At 70.6% G+C, this 19,858-nt stretch carries 10 protein-coding genes; 7 read left to right on the top strand and 3 right to left on the bottom strand.

Going from position 1 to position 19,858, the window contains the following annotated elements:
- Positions 1-169 precede the first annotated feature (169 nt).
- Positions 170-2,437, bottom strand: coding sequence for an alpha-xylosidase (gene yicI, locus ACH4KB_RS32315; RefSeq protein ID WP_398069702.1), 2,268 nt, complete (start codon positions 2,435-2,437; stop codon positions 170-172).
- Complete coding sequence (locus ACH4KB_RS32320) at positions 2,434-5,394, bottom strand: glycoside hydrolase family 3 C-terminal domain-containing protein (RefSeq protein ID WP_398069704.1); 2,961 nt, start codon at positions 5,392-5,394, stop codon at positions 2,434-2,436. Before ACH4KB_RS32320 ends, yicI begins: the two co-directional genes overlap by 4 nt.
- Before the next feature lie 409 nt (positions 5,395-5,803).
- Here ACH4KB_RS32320 and ACH4KB_RS32325 point away from each other — a divergent pair, with 409 nt between their 5' ends.
- The 6 genes from ACH4KB_RS32325 to ACH4KB_RS32350 are packed head-to-tail and all read left to right on the top strand — an operon-like array spanning position 5,804 to position 15,959.
- On the top strand, positions 5,804-7,477 hold the full coding sequence (locus tag ACH4KB_RS32325) for an extracellular solute-binding protein (protein ID WP_398069706.1): 1,674 nt from the start codon (positions 5,804-5,806) through the stop codon (positions 7,475-7,477).
- Between the two features lies 1 nt (position 7,478).
- On the top strand, positions 7,479-8,504 hold the full coding sequence (locus ACH4KB_RS32330; protein WP_398069708.1) for an ABC transporter permease: 1,026 nt from the start codon (positions 7,479-7,481) through the stop codon (positions 8,502-8,504).
- A gap of 17 nt (positions 8,505-8,521) precedes the next feature.
- On the top strand, positions 8,522-9,445 hold the full coding sequence (locus ACH4KB_RS32335) for a carbohydrate ABC transporter permease (RefSeq protein WP_247705102.1): 924 nt from the start codon (positions 8,522-8,524) through the stop codon (positions 9,443-9,445).
- 54 nt (positions 9,446-9,499) lie between these two features.
- Positions 9,500-11,737, top strand: coding sequence for a 1,4-beta-glucanase (locus ACH4KB_RS32340; protein ID WP_398069710.1), 2,238 nt, complete (start codon positions 9,500-9,502; stop codon positions 11,735-11,737).
- A gap of 29 nt (positions 11,738-11,766) precedes the next feature.
- Positions 11,767-13,743 (top strand): beta-galactosidase, encoded by a 1,977-nt coding sequence (locus ACH4KB_RS32345; protein ID WP_398069712.1) that lies wholly within the window; start codon positions 11,767-11,769, stop codon positions 13,741-13,743.
- Positions 13,740-15,959: a glycosyl hydrolase family 95 catalytic domain-containing protein gene (locus ACH4KB_RS32350; protein WP_398069715.1), complete on the top strand. Its 2,220-nt coding sequence runs from the start codon at positions 13,740-13,742 to the stop codon at positions 15,957-15,959. The genes ACH4KB_RS32345 and ACH4KB_RS32350 overlap by 4 nt, the downstream gene beginning before the upstream one ends.
- 76 nt (positions 15,960-16,035) lie before the next feature.
- Here ACH4KB_RS32350 and ACH4KB_RS32355 read toward each other — a convergent pair whose 3' ends face one another.
- Entirely contained in the window at positions 16,036-17,043 is a 1,008-nt protein-coding gene (locus tag ACH4KB_RS32355; RefSeq protein ID WP_398069717.1) for a LacI family DNA-binding transcriptional regulator, read from the bottom strand.
- Between the two features lie 649 nt (positions 17,044-17,692).
- On the opposite strand from ACH4KB_RS32355, the gene ACH4KB_RS32360 reads away from it, so the two are divergent.
- Positions 17,693-19,648: a family 43 glycosylhydrolase gene (locus ACH4KB_RS32360; RefSeq protein WP_398069719.1), complete on the top strand. Its 1,956-nt coding sequence runs from the start codon at positions 17,693-17,695 to the stop codon at positions 19,646-19,648.
- Positions 19,649-19,858: the final 210 nt, after the last annotated feature.

Raw genomic sequence — 19,858 nt, forward strand, 5'->3', positions numbered from 1 at the left:
CTGTCATCGGGTGACGAGCGGGGCCTGGGCGTGCCCGTCGGGGACGAGCCCGTCCCGGGCGACGTGGTCGCGCGGTCTTTCGCGTAGTCGGTGTGAGCCGAAGGGGAACGGCAGCCCGCCGGGCGCCCCTGGCGCGGGCCCGGCAGGCTGCCGTGGTGGTGGGCGGAGCTCAGGCGACGACGACTGTCCCGGACCCCTCCCCCTCCGCACCGGATCCGTCGACGGTCACCCGGAAGACCCGGTCGGTGCCCTCCGCCGTGACGCGGACCCCGGACCCGTCCCCCACGACATGGAACTCCGCCGCCGGGGCGCCGGTCAGGTCCGGCACGGTGACCGTGCGCGCGTCCGTACCGGTGCCGAAGACCCGCAGGGTGAGGCCGTCCAGCCAGTCCCCGTCCGGGCGCTGGTCGTCGGCGCCCCACGGCAGTACGGCTCCGTCCCTGACCAGCAGCGGCAGGCTGTCGAAGCCGTGCGTCTCGTGCCGCCAGGCGGGACCGGTGACGCGTTCGCCGGTCAGCAGTGAGGTCCAGATGCCCTCGGGAACGTAGTACTCGACCTCACCGTCCTCGGTGAAGACCGGCGCGACCAGCAGGTCCGGGCCGAGCATGTACTGCCGGTCCAGGGTGCGGGAGGCGGGGTCGCCGGGGAACTCCGTCAGCATGGGCCGCATCATCGGGACGCCCGTACGGTGCGCCTCGGCGGCCACTCCGTAGAGGTAGGGCATGAGCCGGTGCTTGAGCAGGGTGAACTTCCGTGCCACGTCGACGGCTTGCTCGCCGAACTCCCACGGCACCCGGTAGGAGACGTTGCCGTGGAGCCGGCTGTGCGAGGACAGCAGGCCGAAGGCGAGCCAGCGCTTGAAGACCGCCGGGTCGGGGGTGCCCTCGAAGCCGCCGATGTCGTGGCTCCAGAATCCGAAGCCGGACAGGCTCAGCGACAGTCCGCCGCGCAGGGACTCGGCCATGGCGGTGAAGGAGGCGAAGCAGTCACCGCCCCAGTGGACCGGGAACTGCTGTCCGCCCGCCGTCGCCGACCGGGCGAAGAGCACCGCCTCGCCCGCTCCGCGCTCCTTCTCCAGAAGTTCGAAGACGGTGCGGTTGTAGATCTGTGCGTAGTAGTTGTGCATCCGCTCCGGGTCGGAGCCGTCGTGCCAGACGACGTCCGTGGGGATGCGCTCGCCGAAGTCCGTCTTGAAGCAGTCGACACCCTGGTCGAGCAGGAGACGCAGCTTGTCGTTGTACCAGGCGCGGGCGGCCGGGTTGGTGAAGTCGACGAGCGCCATCCCCGGCTGCCACAGGTCCCACTGCCAGACGTCACCGTTGGCGCGCCGCACCAGGTAGCCGTGTTCGGCGCCCTCCGCGAACAGGGCCGACTTCTGGGCGATGTAAGGGTTGATCCACATGCTGATGCGCAGGCCCCGCTCCTTGAGGCGGGCCAGCATCGCCTCGGGGTCGGGGAAGACCTCCGGGTCCCACAGGAAGTCCGACCACTGGTACTCGCGCATCCAGAAACAGTCGAAGTGGAAGACGCTGAGCGGGATCCCGCGCTCGGCCATGCCGTCGACGAAGGAGGTGACGGTCCCCTCGTCGTAGGACGTGCAGAAGGACGTGGTCAGCCACAGGCCGAAGGACCAGGCCGGCGGCAGCGCGGGTCTGCCGGTCAGGGCCGTGTAACGGGACAGGACGTCCTTCGGCGTCGGGCCGGCGACGATGTAGTACTCCAGTGACTGGTCCTCGACGCTGAACTGCACCTGCCCGACCGACTCCGAGCCGACCTCGAAGGAGACCTTGCCGGGGTGGTTGACGAAGACGCCGTAGCCGCGTGAGGACAGATAGAACGGGATGTTCTTGTACGCCAGTTCGCTGCTGGTGCCCCCGTCGGCCTGCCAGATGTCGACGGTCTGCCCGTTCTTGACGAACGGGGTGAAGCGCTCGCCGAGTCCGTAGACGTACTCGCCTACGCCCAGGCCCAGTTGGGCGATCATGTGGTGAGTGCCGTCGGGCGCGGTCGCGAACGCCGTGCCCTTCGGGTCCACTCCGGTGAGGCGCCGACCGTCGGCATCGAGGAAGGAGATGCCCCAGGGGCCGTCGCCGTCCATCCGCAACGTCAGTGGCCCGCTGGTGAGTTCCGTTGCCGTACCGTCCCGGCGGGTGCGTGCCGCGGGTGCCGTGGTGTCGTCCGGCAGGATCGTGAAGTCCGGCCCCCGCCGGGCCTTGCCCGCGTGATGGGTGGTGCGGACGCCGATGACGCCCTCGGCCGGGGAGAAGCACTCGACGGTGATCAGCGGGGTGTTGAGCGTGTCGCCGCGCGCCGCGACACGCTTCACCGCGGCGTAGGCGGTGAACCGGTCGGCGTCCACGCGCAGATCACGGATCTCGGTCGCGTACGAGGCTCGGACGCCCTCGCGCATGAGCCAGAAGCCGTCGGTGAACTTCATGCGGTCTCCTTCTTGGCGGGAACGACGTCTGTGGCGGGAACGACGTTCACGCGGGCGAGGCGCATGGCGCCCCCGAGGCCGATACCCATCTCGTGCACCCCCCGGAGGTCCAGCGCGGCCTCGAAGGTGCGGTACGCGTACGGTCCGCCGGTGTCCGGGAACTGGAGCGTCAGGCTGTGGCCGCCCACGCTCACGGTGATGCTCCCCTCCCCCGAGGCCAGGAACCTCAGTCCCGACACCCCCTCACCGAAGTCGCACGCCCGGTAGACGAGGCTCCCCTCCTTGTCGGCGGACGCGGGCGCCACGACGTCACCTTCCGTCTTCGTACGGTCGAGGATCTCCGTGTCCTTCTGCCGGTCGTAGTCGACGGCCTCCAGACCGCGCGTCGCCACCGGCCGGGGGCCCTGCGCCTCTCCGTCGACGACCGCTGTCGCGATGAGCCGGATGTCGGCGCTCGACGCCCCCGCGAGGATCTCGTAGGCTCCCGGCTCGACGGTCCACCGGCCGTGCGCCACACTCCAGTGCCCCAACTCCTCTACGGGCACCTCGAATTCGATGCGTTGCCCCGCGCCCGGCACGAGGTGCGCCCGACGGTGGGCGACCAGCTTGCGCCGCGGCAGGTCCTGGGGATCGCCGAGGCCGGGGAGCCGGCGCCCCAGGCCCTCACGGACGGGTCCGGCCGTCTTGGCGGGTCCGGCCGCGCGGACGTAGAGCTGCACCACCTCGTCGGCGGCGAGCCCGCCGTCGTTGGTGACGGTCAGTGACACGCGCAGCCGCTCGCCGTCCACCTCCGTGCGCAGGGCCGAGTACGTGAAGTGGGCGTAGCCGAGTCCGTGGCCGAACGGGAAGAGGGGCGTGCCGTCGAAGTAGAGGTACGTCTGCCGGGAGCCGATGACGTCGTAGTCGAGCAGGCCGGGCAGATCGTCGTCGCTCGCGTACCACGTCTGCGGGAGCCGGCCCGCCGGGGACACGTCGCCCGCGAGGACGCGGGCGAGCGCGGTACCCGCGGCCTGCCCCCCGTGCGCCGTCCAGAGCAGGGCAGGCAGTGCGTCCGCCGCGTCGCCGACCGCGTAGGGGTAGGCGGAGGCCAGGACGAGGACCGTACGGGGGTTGGCGGCGTGCGCGGCGCGCCACAGCCGGTCCTGCTGGGCGGGGAGGGCGAGGGTCGTACGGTCCTCGGTCTCCCGGCCGTTGATGTGCGGGTCGTTGCCCGCCACGACGATCACGGTGTCGGCGGCCGCGGCGACGCGGGCCACCGCGTCGGCGCCGTGCTCGACGGTCTCCCGTTCGAAGACCGTGGCGTCGTCCCGGGAGATCTTCTCGCCCGCGTCGGCGACCTTCGCGCCGCCGGCGGAGACAGACACGTACCCACCGCTCCCGATGTGCAGAAGGCGGTGCCCGCCGTCGGTTCCCGCCACCGCTTCCAGGCGGAAGGTCTCCTGGACGACCCAGCCGCCCGGCTCGTCCGCGGACGCCCTGACGTACCCGTCGTCGGCGACGGAGAGGTACAGCCCCTCGTCGGTACGCAGGGTCAGGACGCCGTCGCCCCAGTCGACGAGGGCCAGCTCGGTCGCCTGGTCACCGCAGGTCAGCGGGGGCAGGTCGGTGCGGCCGGCGAGGAGGGCCGGGTCGAGGGCGCCTTCCGCGCCGCGCGCCCCACCTTCCGTCGCCCCGTCGGCGGCGGGTGCGTGGAGCCAGCCGTGGGAGCTCTTCAGCCTGACCCGGTCCGCGCCCTCCGCGAAGAGGACGTTCTCGGCGCCGTACCGTGCGCGGATTCCGTCGAGCGGCGTCGAGCGGTGCATGAGCGTGCCGCTGTACCAGTCGAGCTTGCAGGCGTCCGCGAGCAGTCCGACGACCGCGACGGTCCGGCCCCGCTTCGGCTCCACGGGCAGCAGGCCGTCGTTCTTGAGCAGGACGACCGCCTGCTCGGCGGCTTCCAGGGCGAGAGCCCGGTGCTCCTCGGTGTCCAGGTCGTCGACCTGCGCGTACGGGTCGAGCTCCGGGTCGAACTCACCGAGCGCGAAGCGCATGGCGAGCAGACGGCGGACCGCCGTGTCGATGTCGCTCGCGTCGATGAGCCCCTTCTCGAGCGCGTCGCGGATGCGTGTCGTCATGACGGTGGAATCCGTGCCGTGGTCGGTGAAGCTGTCGACACCCGCCTTCAGGGAGGCCGCGGTGGCCTCCTCGTGGGTGTCGAAGTAGTGCTCGGAGTCGACCAGGTTCGAAGGGGCGCCCGCGTCCGAGCAGACGACCAGCGACTGGTCGGTCCAACGGCGCAGGTACTGCCCCAGCAGCGGGGAGACGTGGTTCGGGCGGCCGTTGACCAGGTTGTAGGCGGGCATGACGCCGGCCACGGCGCCCGCCCGCACCGCGTCACGGAAGGCCCGCAGGTCGTACTCGTGCAGGACGCGCGGGCGGACCGAGGAGGACGCGGTGTCACGGTCGGTCTCGTTGTTGTGCGCGAGCCAGTGCTTGAGCACGGGGGCGGTGCGCCAGTAGCGGGGATGGTCCCCGCGCAGTCCCCGGGTGTACGCGACGGCGATGGCGGAGGTGAGAGCCGGGTCCTCGGAGTACCCCTCCTCGCCGCGGCCCCACAGCGGGTGGCGGAGCAGATTCACGGTCGGCGCCCAGACGTTGAGCCCGACGCGGTCGTCCTGGGCACGTTTGGCCCGCACCTCGTTGCCGACGGCCTCCCCGATCCGGCGGACCAGGTCGTCGTTCCAGGTGGCGCCGAGGCCGACGGCCTGCGGGAAGACGGTGGCGGGCCCCATCCAGGCGACCCCGTGGAGGGCCTCCTGTCCGGTACGGAACGGGCCGACCCCCAGACGCTCCACCGCCGGGGCGAACTGGTGCAGCATCGCGATCCGCTCGTCGGACGTGAGCCGTCCGAGCAGATCGTCGGTGCGTCGGGAGAAGGACAGCCGCGGGTCGCGGAAGGGAAGTGGATGGTCCGTCACGTGCGGGTCCCCTTGAAGAGGTGGGAGGTATTCCGGTCTGCCGGCGCCACGTCGTCTTTCAGCGCGCGGAGAAGATCGTTCGAAGCGCTTCGATGCTCATCGGACGACCCTGTGAGTGTCAAGGGCACGACCGCCCCAAGAGGCTCTTCCGCGCAGATCGGTGCGTCATCAAGCCGGGAAGGGTTCGCATACAGGCCGGACGAATATCGAAACGAACTCTTGTGCGGCCGACACCCTTCACTTAACCTCGCTGCAACATCGAAGCGCTTCGACGAGCAGCCCGTCGACCGCTTCAGCTCAGCCGGTTCCGTTCCGGCCGGCTCGGCCGGTAACGCCCCTACCTCGGCGACAGGGCCGAGCGGCAGTCGCCGCCGCGGGCCGTCCTGTCGCACCACGAAGGGTTGACGCAATGACGCCGAACTCCCCCTCCGCCCCCAGCCGGAGACGATTTCTCGCCTCCTCCGTGGTTGTCGCGGCAGCCGTGGGCGGCGGCATGCCGCTCCTCGCCGCCTGCGGCGGCGGTTCCGGTGGCTCGAAGAACGAGGGCACCACCACAGGTCAGAAGCTGAAGGACATCCTTCCCGCCTATGTGCCCTCGAAGGCCGTCACCCCTGACATCCCCAGCAAATACGGCTCCGCCGACGGTTTCACCACGGCTCTCCCCGCCGCCGAGCTGGCGGTGTCGGTGCCCCGGAAGCTGGGCAAGGGCAGCGACATCAGCATCATGGCGCCCCTCTGGGGCACCTCGCCCGGCGAGGGCAACGCCTACTGGACAGCCATGGACACGGCGGCCGGCGTCAAGGTCAAGTGGCAGAACCAGGACGGCAACGTCTACGGGCAGAAACTCGGTGCGGTGCTCGCCTCCAGCTCCATCCCGGACGCCGTCGTCATCCCGGGCTGGGAGCTCGGAGGCAAGATCCCGAGCGCCATCGCCAACAAGTTCGCGGACCTGGGCCCCTACCTGTCGGGCGACAAGGTCAAGGCGTACCCCAACCTGGCGGCCATTCCCACCGGCGCCTGGCAGCGCGGCGTCTTCGCCGGCCAGTTGCGTGGGATACCCATGCCCGCCGAGGCCACGCCCAACATCACCCCCTTCTACCGCGCCGACCTGTTCGAGGAGAAGGGCTACGAGGTCCCGGCCACCACGAAGGAGTTCTACGACCTCTGCAAGGAGATCAACGCGCCCAGGAGCAAGGTGTGGGCGTGCAGCGACATGACGTGGTCGGCGTTCGTCTTCTTCGGGGTGCTGCCGGAGAAGCCCTACTACTGGCAACTGGTCGACGGCAAGCTGGTGAACCGCTACGAGACCCAGGAGTACCTGGAGGCGCTGGAGTGGTCACGCTCGCTGTACTCGGCCGGCTTCGTGCACCCGGACGCCAAGGCGGAGACGGGTGACATGCGCACCACCTTCTCCTCGGGCAACGTCATGATGTACAACGCGGACATCTCCGACTGGTACGCCGCGACCGCCGTGCAGCGGCTGGACAAGCCGGACTTCCGGATGGGGGCGATGGACTTCTTCGCCCACGACGGCGGCGACCCCGTCATCTACGAGGCCTCCCCCTCCAACATCTGGTGCTTCGTCAGCAAGAAGGCCGACAAGAAGGTCGTCGAGGACCTCCTCGCCCTGGCCAACTTCACCGCCGCGCCGTACGGGAGCAAGGAACAGCGCCTGCGGGCGTACGGTCTGGAGGGCACCCACCACAGCCTCAAGGACGGCGTCCTCGTCAAGAACGAGCAGGGCAACAACGAGGTCTTCGCCACCTACGAGTACATCGCCACCTCCAAGCCGTACCGCGCCTACCCGGACTACCCGGACGTCGCCAAGGGTGTCGTCGAGTGGCAGCAGCGCCAGGGCGCGCACCTGAAGAAGCCGCTGTTCCACGGGATGCAGATCCAGGAGCCCACCCGGTACACCGAGCTCAACGCGCAGTTCGAGGCCATGGAGAAGGACATCGTGCGCGGCCGCAAGAAGGTCAGCGACATGCAGCAGCAGGTATCGGACTGGAAGACCAGGGGCGGCGACAAGCTGCGCGACTGGTACAAGAAGCTGCTCGACGAGACCGGTGAGTCGGCCTCCTGACATGTCGCTGAGCACAGATGACCGGCGCGCGCGGAAACTCCCCGCGTCGCCGCCGGCCGAGAAGGACGGGGCGGCCCCCGAAGACGTACGGGTGACCGCGAAGGTGCCCCTGCGGCACCGGCTGCGGCGCGACCGGACGCTGCTGCTGATGACCCTGCCGGCGATGCTGCTGCTGCTGGTCTTCGCCTACATCCCCCTGGCGGGCAACGTCGTCGCCTTCCAGGACTACGACCCGTACATCGCGGACAACGCCTTCCAGGCGATCCTGCAGAGCCCCTGGGTCGGCTTCGAGTGGTTCCAGCAGATGGTGAACGACCGGCTGTTCTGGTCGGCGCTGGGCAACACACTGACGATCTTCCTGTTGCAGCTGACGCTGTTCTTCCCGGTGCCGATCCTGCTCGCGCTGTTCATCAACAGCTTCGTGCGGCCCCGGGTCCGGGCTGTGGCGCAGGCGATCCTCTACCTGCCGCACTTCTTCTCCTGGGTCCTGGTCATCACGGTCTTCCAGCAGATGTTCGGCGGCGCGGGACTCATCGCGCAGACGTTGCGGGAGAGGGGGTACGAGGGTTTCGACCTCATGACGAACCCCGGTCTGTTCAAGTTCCTGATCACCTTCGAGATGATCTGGAAGGACGCCGGCTGGGGCGTCATCGTCTTCCTCGCCGCGCTGGCCTCGGTCAGCCCGGAACTCTACGAGGCGAGCGCGATGGACGGTGCGAACCGCTGGCGCCGGATGTGGCACGTCACACTGCCCGCCCTGCGCCCGGTCGTGGCCCTTCTGCTGGTCCTCCAGGTGGGCAACGCGCTCACCGTGGGCTTCGAGCAGATCCTGCTCCAGCGCACCGCCGTCGGCCCGGGCGCCTCCGAGGTCCTCGATACCTACGTCTGGAACGTGGGCATCCAGTACGGCGGCTTCAGCTACGCGGCGGCCGTCGGGATCGTCAAGGGAATCTTCGGTCTGCTGCTGGTCCTCGGGGCCAACAAGGTCGCCCATCTCATGGGTGAGCAGGGGGTGTACAAGAAGTGAGCGGCCTGCTCTACCGAATGACCGGCGTGGCCGGGATCAAGCCCGGTACGCGTGGCCGGCTGCGGCCGGTGTGGGAGGAGGAGCCGACAAGGGCGGGGCTCGCCTCCAAGGGCGTGGTCCTCGTCCTGGCCTGTCTGGCCGTGCTCTTCCCGCTCTGGGTCGTCATCGTCACCAGTCTGTCCTCGGTGCGGACCATCACCGACGCGGGCGGGCTGGTGGTGATCCCTCGCGGCATCACGTTCGTCGCCTACCAGGAGCTCCTCGGCGGCGGCCAGGTCACCCGGGCCGCGGTGGTCAGCATCTGCGTGACCGTGGTCGGGACGCTCTTCAGCATGGCCGTGTCGGTCATGTGCGCCTACGGTCTGTCCCGGCCGGGGTCGGTGCTCCACCGTCCGCTGCTGCTGTTCATGCTCGCCACGATGTTCTTCGGGGCGGGCCTCATCCCCACCTACCTGGTGGTCCAGGGTCTCGGCCTCACCGACTCCTACCTGGCCCTGATCCTCCCGAGCGCGCTGAACGTCTTCAACATCCTGGTCCTGCGCGCCTTCTTCATGAGTACGGCCCAGGAGCTCGTCGAGAGCGCCCGCATCGACGGGGCGGGTGACTTCCGCATCCTGTGGCAGATCATCATGCCCCTGTCCCGCGCGGTCATCGCGGTGATCACGCTCTTCTACGCGGTCGGCTACTGGAGCGCCTGGTTCAACGCGTCCATCTACATCAGCGACCCGGAGATGATGCCGCTCCAGAACGTGATGAACCAGCTGGTCCTGAAACAGGAGCGGCCCACCGGTCTGACGCAGGTCATCAACACCGGCCACCTGTCCCTGCTCGCCATCCAGATGGCGGTCATGGTGCTGGCGCTGATCCCGGTCGCGGTCCTCTCACCGTTCGTGCAGAAGCACTTCAAGGAAGGCATGCTCACCGGCGCCGTCAAGGGCTGATCACCGCCTCCCGCACCGCACTCACCCGTCATTCCCCACCGGAGGGTCTTCGTCATGCGCGCTTCGTCCGTCCCGCAGCCAGAACCCGCCCCCCGCCCCCGGCGCCGGACCGTCCTGGCCGGTGCGGCGGTGGTCGCCGCCTCGGCCTCCGTGCTGCCGGCCGCGGGCACGGCCTCGGCCGCCCGGCATCCCGCGAAGACCCAGCCGCACCGCTGGCGCACCGCGGCGATCGGCGGGACGGGCTTCGTGACGGGCATCCTGTTCCATCCGGCCGTGCGGGGGCTCGCCTACGCCCGCACGGACATCGGCGGCGCCTACCGCTGGGACGACCGCCGGGCCCGGTGGACGGCACTCACCGACCACATCGGCTGGGACGACTGGAACCTGATGGGCGTCGAGGCGATGGCCGTCGACCCGGCGCACCCCGACCGGCTGTACCTGGCCCTCGGGACCTACACACAGGCGTACGCCTCCCCCGGTGCGGTGCTCAGCTCCGAGGACCGCGGGGCGACGTGGTCACGGACCGATCTCACCGTGCGCCTCGGGGCCAACGAGGACGGCCGGGGCTGCGGCGAGCGGCTCCTCGTCGATCCGCGGGACAGTGACACGCTCTGGCTCGGGACACGCCACGACGGGCTGCTGCGCTCCACGGACCGGGGTGCCACCTGGGCCGCCGACACCTCCTTCCCGGCCACGCCGTCGGCGGGCGGCCAGGGCGTCACCCTGCTGGTCACGGCCGGCCGGACGGTGTACGCGGGCTGGGGGGACGGCGGCACGGCGCTCTACCGCACAGACGCCTCCGGCGGCTGGGAGGCCGTACCCGGGCAGCCGTCCGCCGGAGCCGCGACGAAGGTGCCGGTCCGCGCGGCGTACGACGCGGGCAGCCGTGCGCTGTACGTGAGTTACGCGGACGGTCCGGGCCCGAACAACCAGGCCGACGGCTCGGTGCACCGCCTCGACACGGTGACCGGGGCCTGGAGAGACGTGACTCCGGTGGCCCCGGGCGCCGGCGACGCGTTCGGGTACGGCGGAGTGGCCGTGGACGCCTCCCGCCCCGGCACCGTCGTGGTCTCCACGAACAACCGCTGGGGCCCCGTGGACACCCTGTTCCGTTCCACGGACGGCGGGGCGAGCTGGACCTCCCTCAAGGACACGGCGGTGCTGGACGTCTCGGAGACGCCGTATCTGAAGTGGGGCGGGGAACCCAAGTTCGGCTGGTGGATCCAGGCCCTGGCCGTCGACCCGTACGACTCTCGGCACATCGTCCACGGCACCGGCGCCACGATCTACGGGACACGCGACCTGGTCCACTGGGCTCCCGAGATCCGGGGACTGGAGGAGTCGTCGGTACGGCAGCTGATCGCACCACCCTCGGGAGCCCGGCTCCTCAGCGGCCTGGGTGACATCGGGGTCATGCGTCATGACCGACTGACCGTGTCCCCTGCGCGGGGCATGGCGTCGAACCCGGTCTTCGGCACGGCGACGGGCCTGGCCCTGGCCACCCTGAAGCCGTCGTACGTCGTGCGGACGGGCTGGCCCTCGGGATCCGACTCGGCCGGTGCGTACTCCCACGACGGCGGGGCGAGCTGGCAGCCGTTCGCGTCCCAGCCGGCGATCGCGCCTTCGGCTCCCGGCCCGGTGGCGGTCTCCGCCGACGGGGCGACGCTGTTGTGGTCGTTCATCCACTGGGACGGCACCAAGTACGCCGCACACCGCTCCACGGACAGCGGGGCCACGTGGGCGGAGGTACCCACGTTCCCCGAGGGCGGCACACCGGTCGCCGACCCGCTGGACCCGAGGCGCTTCTACGTGTACGACACGGACACGGGGGCGGTCTTCCTCTCCACGGACAAGGGTGCGACCTTCACCGAGGGCGCGACCGGACTCCCTTCGGGGGACGCCCAGTTCCGTATGGCCGCGGCTCCCGGGCGCTCCGGAGATCTCTGGCTCTCCGCCAAGGACCACGGCCTCCTGCGCTCGATGGACGGCGGCCGCACGTTCACAACGGTGGCCGGCTGCCAGGCCTCGTACGCCCTCGGCTTCGGCAAGGCCGCCCCGAGGAAGGGACGGGCGGGCTACCCGGCGGTCTTCCAGACCGGGCGGGTCACGGCGACGTACGACGGCGTGGCCGTGCTCCGCTCGGACGACGCGGGTGCGACCTGGGTCCGCATCAACGACGACGCCCACCAGTGGGGGTGGACCGGAGAGGTCATCACCGGCGACCCCCGCGTCCACGGCCGTGTCTATCTGGGCACCAACGGCCGCGGCATCCAGTACGCAGACCCCCAGTAGCGACTTCCCCGTAGAGGAACGAGACGTCCATGCCGTCCCTGCACGACGCCACCCGTGGCCGCATCCTCTTCGGAGGCGACTACAACCCCGAGCAGTGGTCCGAGGAGGTGTGGGCCGACGACGTCCGGCTGATGAAGGAGGCCGGGGTCAACTCCGTGACCGTCGGCGTCTTCTCCTGGGCGACCATCGAACCCCGCCCCGGTGTAAGGGAGTTCGGCTGGCTCGACCGGCTGCTGGACCTCCTGCACGCAGGCGGCATCGGCGTCGTCCTCGCCACTCCGACGTCCTCACCGCCACCGTGGATGGGGGCCCTGCACCCGGAGACACTGCCGCGCGCCGAGGACGGCTCCGTCGTCAACTACGGCTCCCGGCAGCACTTCTGCCCGAGCTCACCGGTGTACCGGCGCTACGCGGCAGCCCTCACGGAGGACCTCGCCGCACGGTACGCCGGCCATCCCGCGCTGACCGTGTGGCACATCAACAACGAGTACTGCACACACTGCTGGTGCGACGAGACCGGCGCGCACTTCCGACGCTGGCTGGCCTCCCGGTACACCACCCTGGAGGCGCTGAACGAGGCCTGGGGCACGGCGTTCTGGAGCCAACGCTACGACACCTGGGCGGAGATCCTGCCGCCGCGCAAAGCGCAGTACCTGCGGAATCCGGCCCAGGAGCTGGACTTCAAACGCTTCACCTCCGACGCCCTGATGGAGTGTTACGCCGCCGAGCGGGACATCGTCGCCCGGCACACCCCGCACATCCCGGTGACGACCAACTTCATGCCGCTGTGGTCGGGCCAGGACGCCTGGGCCTGGGCCGAGCAGGAGGACATCGTCTCCGTCGACGTCTACCCGGACCCGACGGACCCGCGCGCCGGACAGTACAACGCGATGCTCGCCGACATGACCCGCTCGCAGGCCGGCGGGCCGTGGATGGTGATGGAACAGGCGGCCGGGTCGGTCAACTGGCGCGGTGTCAACCATCCCAAGCCGGCCGGCCTCAACCGGCTCTGGTCGCTCCAGTCGGTGGCGAGGGGGGCGGACGCGCTCTGCTACTTCCAGTGGCGGCAGTCCCGGCAGGGGGCGGAGAAGTTCCACTCCGGGATGCTGAGTCACGCCGGTGAGAGTGGCCGCACGTTCGGGGAGGTCAAGCGCATCGGCGCCGAACTCGCGCTGATCGGCGCCGAGGTGAGCGGCACCGGGGTCTGTGCCGAGGTCGCCGTGCTGCACGACTGGGATGCGTGGTGGTCGAGCACCCAGGAGGGCCGGCCGTCCTGTCTCGTGTCGTACCCGGAGCTGCTACAGGCCTGGCACCGGGGGCTGTGGGACAGCGGTGTCGGCATGGAGTTCGCCCGCCCCGAGTCGGATCTGAGCGCGTACCGGATGGTGCTCGTGCCCCAGCTCCAGCTCCTCGGTGACGCGGCGATCGACAACCTCGTCGCGTATGTGCGAGGCGGCGGCACCCTCGTGTGCGGGTTCTTCACCGGAGTCACGGACGTCGACGACCGGATCAGGCCGGGTGGCATGGACGGCAGACTGCGTGAGCTGTTCGGTATCCGTACGGTGCACGAGTGGTGGCCGCTGGACGCGGGCGCGACGGTCGCGTGCGACGGTTTCCGGGGCACGCTGTGGTCGGAGGAGCTGGAACCCGACGGCAGCGCGGAGACGGTGGCCGCCTACCGGGAGGGCGAGCTGGACGGCCTTCCCGCGGTGCTCCGCAAGGGCGGCGCGTGGTACGTCTCGACGCTGCCCGAACCCGAGTCCCTGCGGGACCTGCTCGGCCGGGCGGCGGCCGAGGCCGGCGTACGCCCCGTGCTGGAAGGGCTGCCCTCCGGGGTCGAGGCGGTGCTCCGCGGCGAGCTGCTCTTCCTGCTGAACCACGGCCGGACGCCGGCCGTGGTGAAACTGCCGGGCCGGCGCCTCGACCTGCTCACGGGGGCCGAGGCCGATGGCTGTGTGGAGCTGGACCGCTACGGCGTCGCCGTGCTCAGGGACGTCCCGGCATGATCGACGGCACGTGGGAACCCCGTCCGGCCACCCGCTGGGAGGACGCGTTCCTCAGCGGGAACGGCCGTCACGGGGCGATGGTGTACGGAGACCCGGCCGACGACCAGGTGATCGTCAACCACCACTTGCTGGTGCGGCCCAACGGCAGCGAGGACCTGCGCCCGCCGGAGCTCGCCGACCGGCTCCCCCGCCTCCAGCATGCGCTCCTGTCCGGGGACACGACGGCCGCGGAGGACTTCGGCGACGGCCGCCCGCTGGTGTGGGTGCAGCCCTTCCACCCGGCGTTCCGGACGTGGGTGCGCCGCGGACGGGGGCTGCACGAGGCGGTCGCCGGATACAGGCGCGACGTCGACTTCACGTCGGGCGAGGTGACCGCGTCGTACGAGGCCTGGAGCAGCAGCGTCTTCGTGTCACGGGCCGACGACGTGATCGTGCAGCACATCACGGACCCCGGCCTGACCGCGGACGTCGTCCTGGACCACTCGCTGCCCGGCGCCCCCGCGCGGCTGGCGGTCGGCCGCTCCGCGGTCCTGACTCCGGACGGGGCGCACCTGGCTCTGAGGGTGGGCTATCCGGGCAGCGGGCTCGGGTACACGGGCGTCACCGTGGCGCGGGTGGACGGCGGCCGTGTCTCCGTGGCCGGCGAGGGCATCCGGATCGAGGGGGCGCGGAGCCTCACGTTGACGACCCGGGTCGTCAGGGGGGCCGGCCGCCCCGACCTCGGGGAGCTGTGGGCCGCTCTGCCCCGCGAGGACTACGCCACGCTGCTGGAGCGCCACCGGCCGCCGCACCGGACCGCGTACGGGCGCGCCTCCTTCACGCTGCGGGACGCGGCGCCGGAGCGGGAGCTGTCCGGCAGCGAGCTGCTGCGCAGGCCGCAGTCCCCCGCGCTCCTGGAGCGGCTCTTCGCGGCGGGCCGCTACCACCTGCTGTCCTCCTCGGGGGCGCTGCCGCCCCGGCTGACCGGTCTGTGGACCGGCGACTGGGACACGGCCTGGTCCGGGGCCCTCACCACGAACGCCAACCTCAACCTCCAGGTCGCCTCCGCCGCGGCGGCCGCACTCCCGGAGGTCACCGAGGCCCACGCGTCCCTCGTGCACGGGCAGTTGTCCGACTGGCAGGACAACGCCCGGGCGCTCTTCGGGGCGCGAGGCATCGTCGCGCCGTCCCACACGGACGGCGTGTCGGGCCACACACGGCACTTCCAGCGCCCCTATCCGCTGCATCTGTGGACGGCGGGAGCCGACTGGCTGTTGCAGCCGCTGCTGGAACACGCCGAGGTCACGACGGGCTCCCCGGATGCCGCTCTGACCGGCGCGCTCGTCGAAGCGGCGCTGTTCTACGAGGACTTCCTCAGCCGTGAGGACCCGGACGGGAACCTCGCGGTCGTGCCCTCGTACTCCCCCGAGAACCGGCCGGCCAACGCGAGCTGGGTGACGGTGAACGCGACGATGGACATCGCCGCGGCCCACCACGCCCTGACGACGGCCGCCGGACACGCCCCCGGGCACCCGTCCGCCGGACTGTGGCGGTCACTCGCGGCCCGGCTCCCGGCGTACCTCGTGAACGAGGACGGGGCGCTCGCCGAGTGGGCGTGGCCGGGCCTGCGGGAGACGTACGACCACCGCCATCTGAGCCACCTCTATCCGGTGTGGCCGCTGGACGCGATCAACCCGTACGACACCCCGGAGCTGGCCAGGGCCGCACACCGCGCCCTGGAGCTGCGCGGCTCGGAGAACGACTCCGCCCACGGGCATCTGCACCATGCCCTGATCGCCGCCCGGCTGCGGGACCCCTCCAGGGTGTCGGCGGCTCTGGAAGCGGTGCTGGGCGGCGACTTCTTCCACGACTCGCTGATGAGCGCGCACTACCCGTCCCGGAACGTCTACAACGCGGACGCGGCCCACAGCCTGCCCGCCGCCGTGATCGAGTCGCTCGTCCAGTCGGCGCCCGGCCGCCTGGTGCTGCTGCCGGCGGTCCCGGCGGCGTACTCGGCCGGTGAACTCCTCGGCGTACGAACGCGGTTCGGCGCACACCTCGATCTGCGGTGGTCCAAGGACGGTGCCACCGCCGTGCTGCGCCCCACCCGTGACGCCCGGGTCGATCTGCGTACGGGTGACGGACTCGCCCTCACCGAGACCTCCGCCGGAAACCCCCCGGCTCCGCTGGAACTGGCGGCCGGAGTGGACCGCGTCCTCACCCTGGGACCGCGGTAGCACTCCTCCGCCCCCCATGGCAGGAACACCCCGTGGCACACCGCCGGCATCGAGCCGTACCCGAACACCACGACACTCAGGCCGGAGCAGGTCCCGTGCTCGCACGCACCGTGAGCACGGGCTCCAGCAGTTCCACCTCGTCGGTACCCCGGCCGGCGAGCTTCGCAACCACCTGTTCCACTGCGCGGCGCCCCATCTCCTGTGCCGGGATGGCCACGGAGGTGAGCCGCACCGAGGCCTGCGTGGCCACCTGCTCGGGGCAGACGGCCACGACGGACACGTCCTCCGGCACCGCTCGCCCCTGCTGCTGGAGCAGGTTGAGCAGCGGCTCGACCGCGGCCTCGTTCTGGACGATGAATCCGGTCGTTCCGGGCCGTTCGTCGAAGATGCGGCCCAGTGTGCCGGCCATCGCGGCGTACCCGCCCTCGCAGGGACGGTGCAGGATCCGCATCCCTGCCTCCTGCGCCTTCGCCCGTACGCCGTCCACGGTCCGTTCGGCGAAGCCGGTGTGCCGCTCGTAGACGGCGGCCGCCTCGCCGATCACCGCCACCTCGCGGTGTCCGAGTCCGGCGAGATGGTCCACGCAGAGCGCACCGGTCGCCTCGAAGTCGAGGTCGACACAGGTCAGCCCGCTGGTGTCGGCCGGCAGGCCGATCAGAACGGCGGCCCGGCCCGCATCGCGGAGCAGCGGCAGCCGCTCGTCGTGCAGTTCGACGTCCATCAGGATCATCGCGTCCGCCAGAGAACTCCCCGCGATCCGCCGGACGGTCGCCGGCCCCTCCTCGCCGGTGAGCAGGAGGACGTCGTAGCCGTGCGTACGGGCACTGGTGGCGACAGCGATGGCGATCTCCATCATCACGGGCACGTACATGTCCGTACGCAGGGGCACCATCAGCGCGATGATGTTGGACCTGCTGCTGGCAAGGGCACGGGCACCGGCGTTGGGATGGTAGCCCAGCTGCTGGATACTGTGCTCGACCCGTTCCCGGGTGGAGGCGGAGATCGACCGCTTGCCGCTGAGGACGTAGCTCACCGTGCTCGCGGACACTCCGGCGTGCTGGGCGACCTCGGCAAGCGTGACCATTCGGCTTCTCCCCTACAGACGGCGACCGCAAGGGAGAGCGGATGAAGCGCTTCGACAGCGCCTACTGCGCTCCCCTTCACACTCTGACATGCACAGACATCGTGAAGCCTAGACTCGCCCCCAACCACTGTCCATAGGGGAGTCGAAGCGCTTCGATTCGGCCGAGGCAGCGGACGGGAAGGGAATCGTTACCCTACGGACTCCCGGCGAACGGCTTCGCGCGTGGCGGCCGCGCGTCCAACGCGGAACCGCTGCCGCTGCACGGAAGTTGGGTCGAACATCGGCGCCGTCCGGACCGCGGTAGCCGACGGCTTCTCACGCCGTACCGCCGGACCCGGGGCGTGGCCGGGGCCCGGGCCCCGGTCGCGGGGTTTCCGCACGGCCGCCGTACCGCGCCCCCCACCGGCCCCCACTGAACGCCGGATGTGGTGGGCGCGGAGTATGGACAGAGGGAAGCACCCATGTTCTTATGCTGCACGTCGCAGAATTTCCAACGTCGTACATCGGCCCGCCCGCCCCTGGGGGCCTCGCTGGACTCGCACGCCGCGCACAGCTCCGACGGCAGAACGCCCCTTCCGTACGTACACGCCCCGTCTTGCCACGCCCTTCGCCCGACAACGTTGTCGCATACGAGAAAGGCTCCGCAACCATGGTGCGCACCATCCGCAAGCTCTCCCTCGTCGCCCTGGCCGCCGCCCTGCTGGCGGGCGTCGCCCCATCCCCCGCCGGAGCCGGCGGCCCGGCGGCCGCCCGGGCGATCGGCGTACCGGTCCAGAGCACGGCCGAGGCGGGGAACCCACTGGTCGAGGGTTGGTACGCCGACCCGGATGTCGCGGTCTACGACGACCGTTTCTGGATCTTCCCCACCACGTCCCGCCGGTACGCCGAACAGACCTTCTTGGACGCGTTCTCCTCGACGGACATGGTGACGTGGACCAAGCACTCCGAGGTGCTGGACATCGCCGACGTCTCCTGGGCCAAGTACGCGCTCTGGGCCCCCGCTCCGGTCTTCCGCGACGGCAAGTACTACCTCTACTTCGCGGCCAACGACATCCAGAGCGACTCCGAGCACGGCGGGATCGGCGTCGCCGTCGCCGACCGCCCGGAGGGCCCGTACAAGGACGCCATCGGCGGCCCGCTGATCTCCCAATTCCACAACGGTGCCCAGCCGATCGACCAGGACGTCTTCATCGACGACGACGGCCAGGCGTACATGTACTACGGCGGATGGGGCCACGCGAACGTCGTCAAGCTCAACCCGGACATGACCAGCCTCGACACCTTCCCCGACGGATCGACCTACAAGGAGATCACCCCGGAGAACTACGTCGAGGGCTCCTTCATGTTCAAGCGCGGGGGCTCGTACTACATGATGTGGTCCGAGGGCGGCTGGACCGGCCCCGACTACTCGGTCTCGTACGCCATGTCGGACTCCCCCACCGGCCCGTTCAGGAAGATCGACGAGGTGCTGGCGCAGGACTCGGCCGTCGCCCGCGGCTCCGGGCACAACTCGGTCGTCAACGTGCCGGGCACCGACATCTGGTACATCGTCTACCACCGCCGCCCGCTGAGCGAGACCGACGGCAACCACCGGGCCCTGGCCTACGACCGGATCCACTTCAACAAGGACGGCACGATCCGTCCGGTCACCATGAAGGTCAAGGACAACTTCGACGACGGCAACGCGGTCGGCTGGCGCACGTACGGTGACGCCGGCTGGAACCCCGAGCGCGGAGCGTACTCGGCCATGTCCTCCTCCCGCGGCCTATCGCTCCAGGACACCAACTTCTCGGACCTGATCTACGAGGCCGACGTGACCCCGCGGCACAGCAGGAGCGCATCGGGCCTCGCCTTCCGTGTCTCGCGACCGGGCACCGGTTCCGAGGGCTTCCACGGCTACTACGCCGACCTCACCGCCAAGGGCCTGGTCCTCGGCAAGGCGACGGGCGACGAACGGACACCGCTGGCGACGGCCCGGCTGACGGGGGCGGCCGGCAAGACCCGCCGGGTGAGGATCGAGGCCGTAGGGTCCTCCCTCAAGGTCTACGTCGACGACATGACCGTGCCGAAGATCAGTACGACGGACTCGGCCTTCGCTTCCGGGGCCAACGGCCTGCACACCGTCCCGTTGCCGCCGAAGGCCGGCACCGCGGCAGCACCGAGGCAGCCGTCCGCCCGCTTCGACAACGTCTCGATCCGCTCCAACGTGTTCAGCTTCGAGGCGTCCGCCGCCCCCAACCAGTTCATCCGGCACGCGTGGAGCCGTGGCCGGGTCGACCCCGACGTCACGCCGTACGCCGACATGCGGTGGAAGGTCGTCCCCGGTCTGGCGGACCCGTCGGCCGTGTCACTCGAGTCGGTCAACTTCCCCGGAACCTTCCTGCGGCAGCGGGACGGAGAGGTGTGGATCGACACGCGCACGGATGACGCCGACTTCCGCGTGGACGCCACATGGCGACGCGTACCCGGACTCTCCGACCGGACCCTGACCTCGTTCGAGTCCTACAGCACACCCGGCAGTTACCTGCGGCACCGGGACGCGCTGCTGTACAGCGAGCGCGTCAGCGCTCCGGACCGGCCGGACGCGACCTTCAGGCCCTGGTGAGACGGTGACCTCGTGACCTCGTGACCTGGTGACCTCGTGACCTGGTGACCTGGTGACCTGGTGAGACGGTCCGGCCGGACAGACCGTCCGAGGATCGGCGCATCCGCCGGTCAGACCATGAGGAACCCCGCGGGCCCGCCGCCGCACCGGCTTCCGCGTCCCAGCCGGGGGCGGCGGGGCCGACGGCCGCCACCAGGCGGGCACCGACCT

Origin of the sequence: Streptomyces sp. NPDC017520, assembly GCF_044329855.1 — a bacterium.
Lineage (GTDB): Bacteria > Actinomycetota > Actinomycetes > Streptomycetales > Streptomycetaceae > Streptomyces.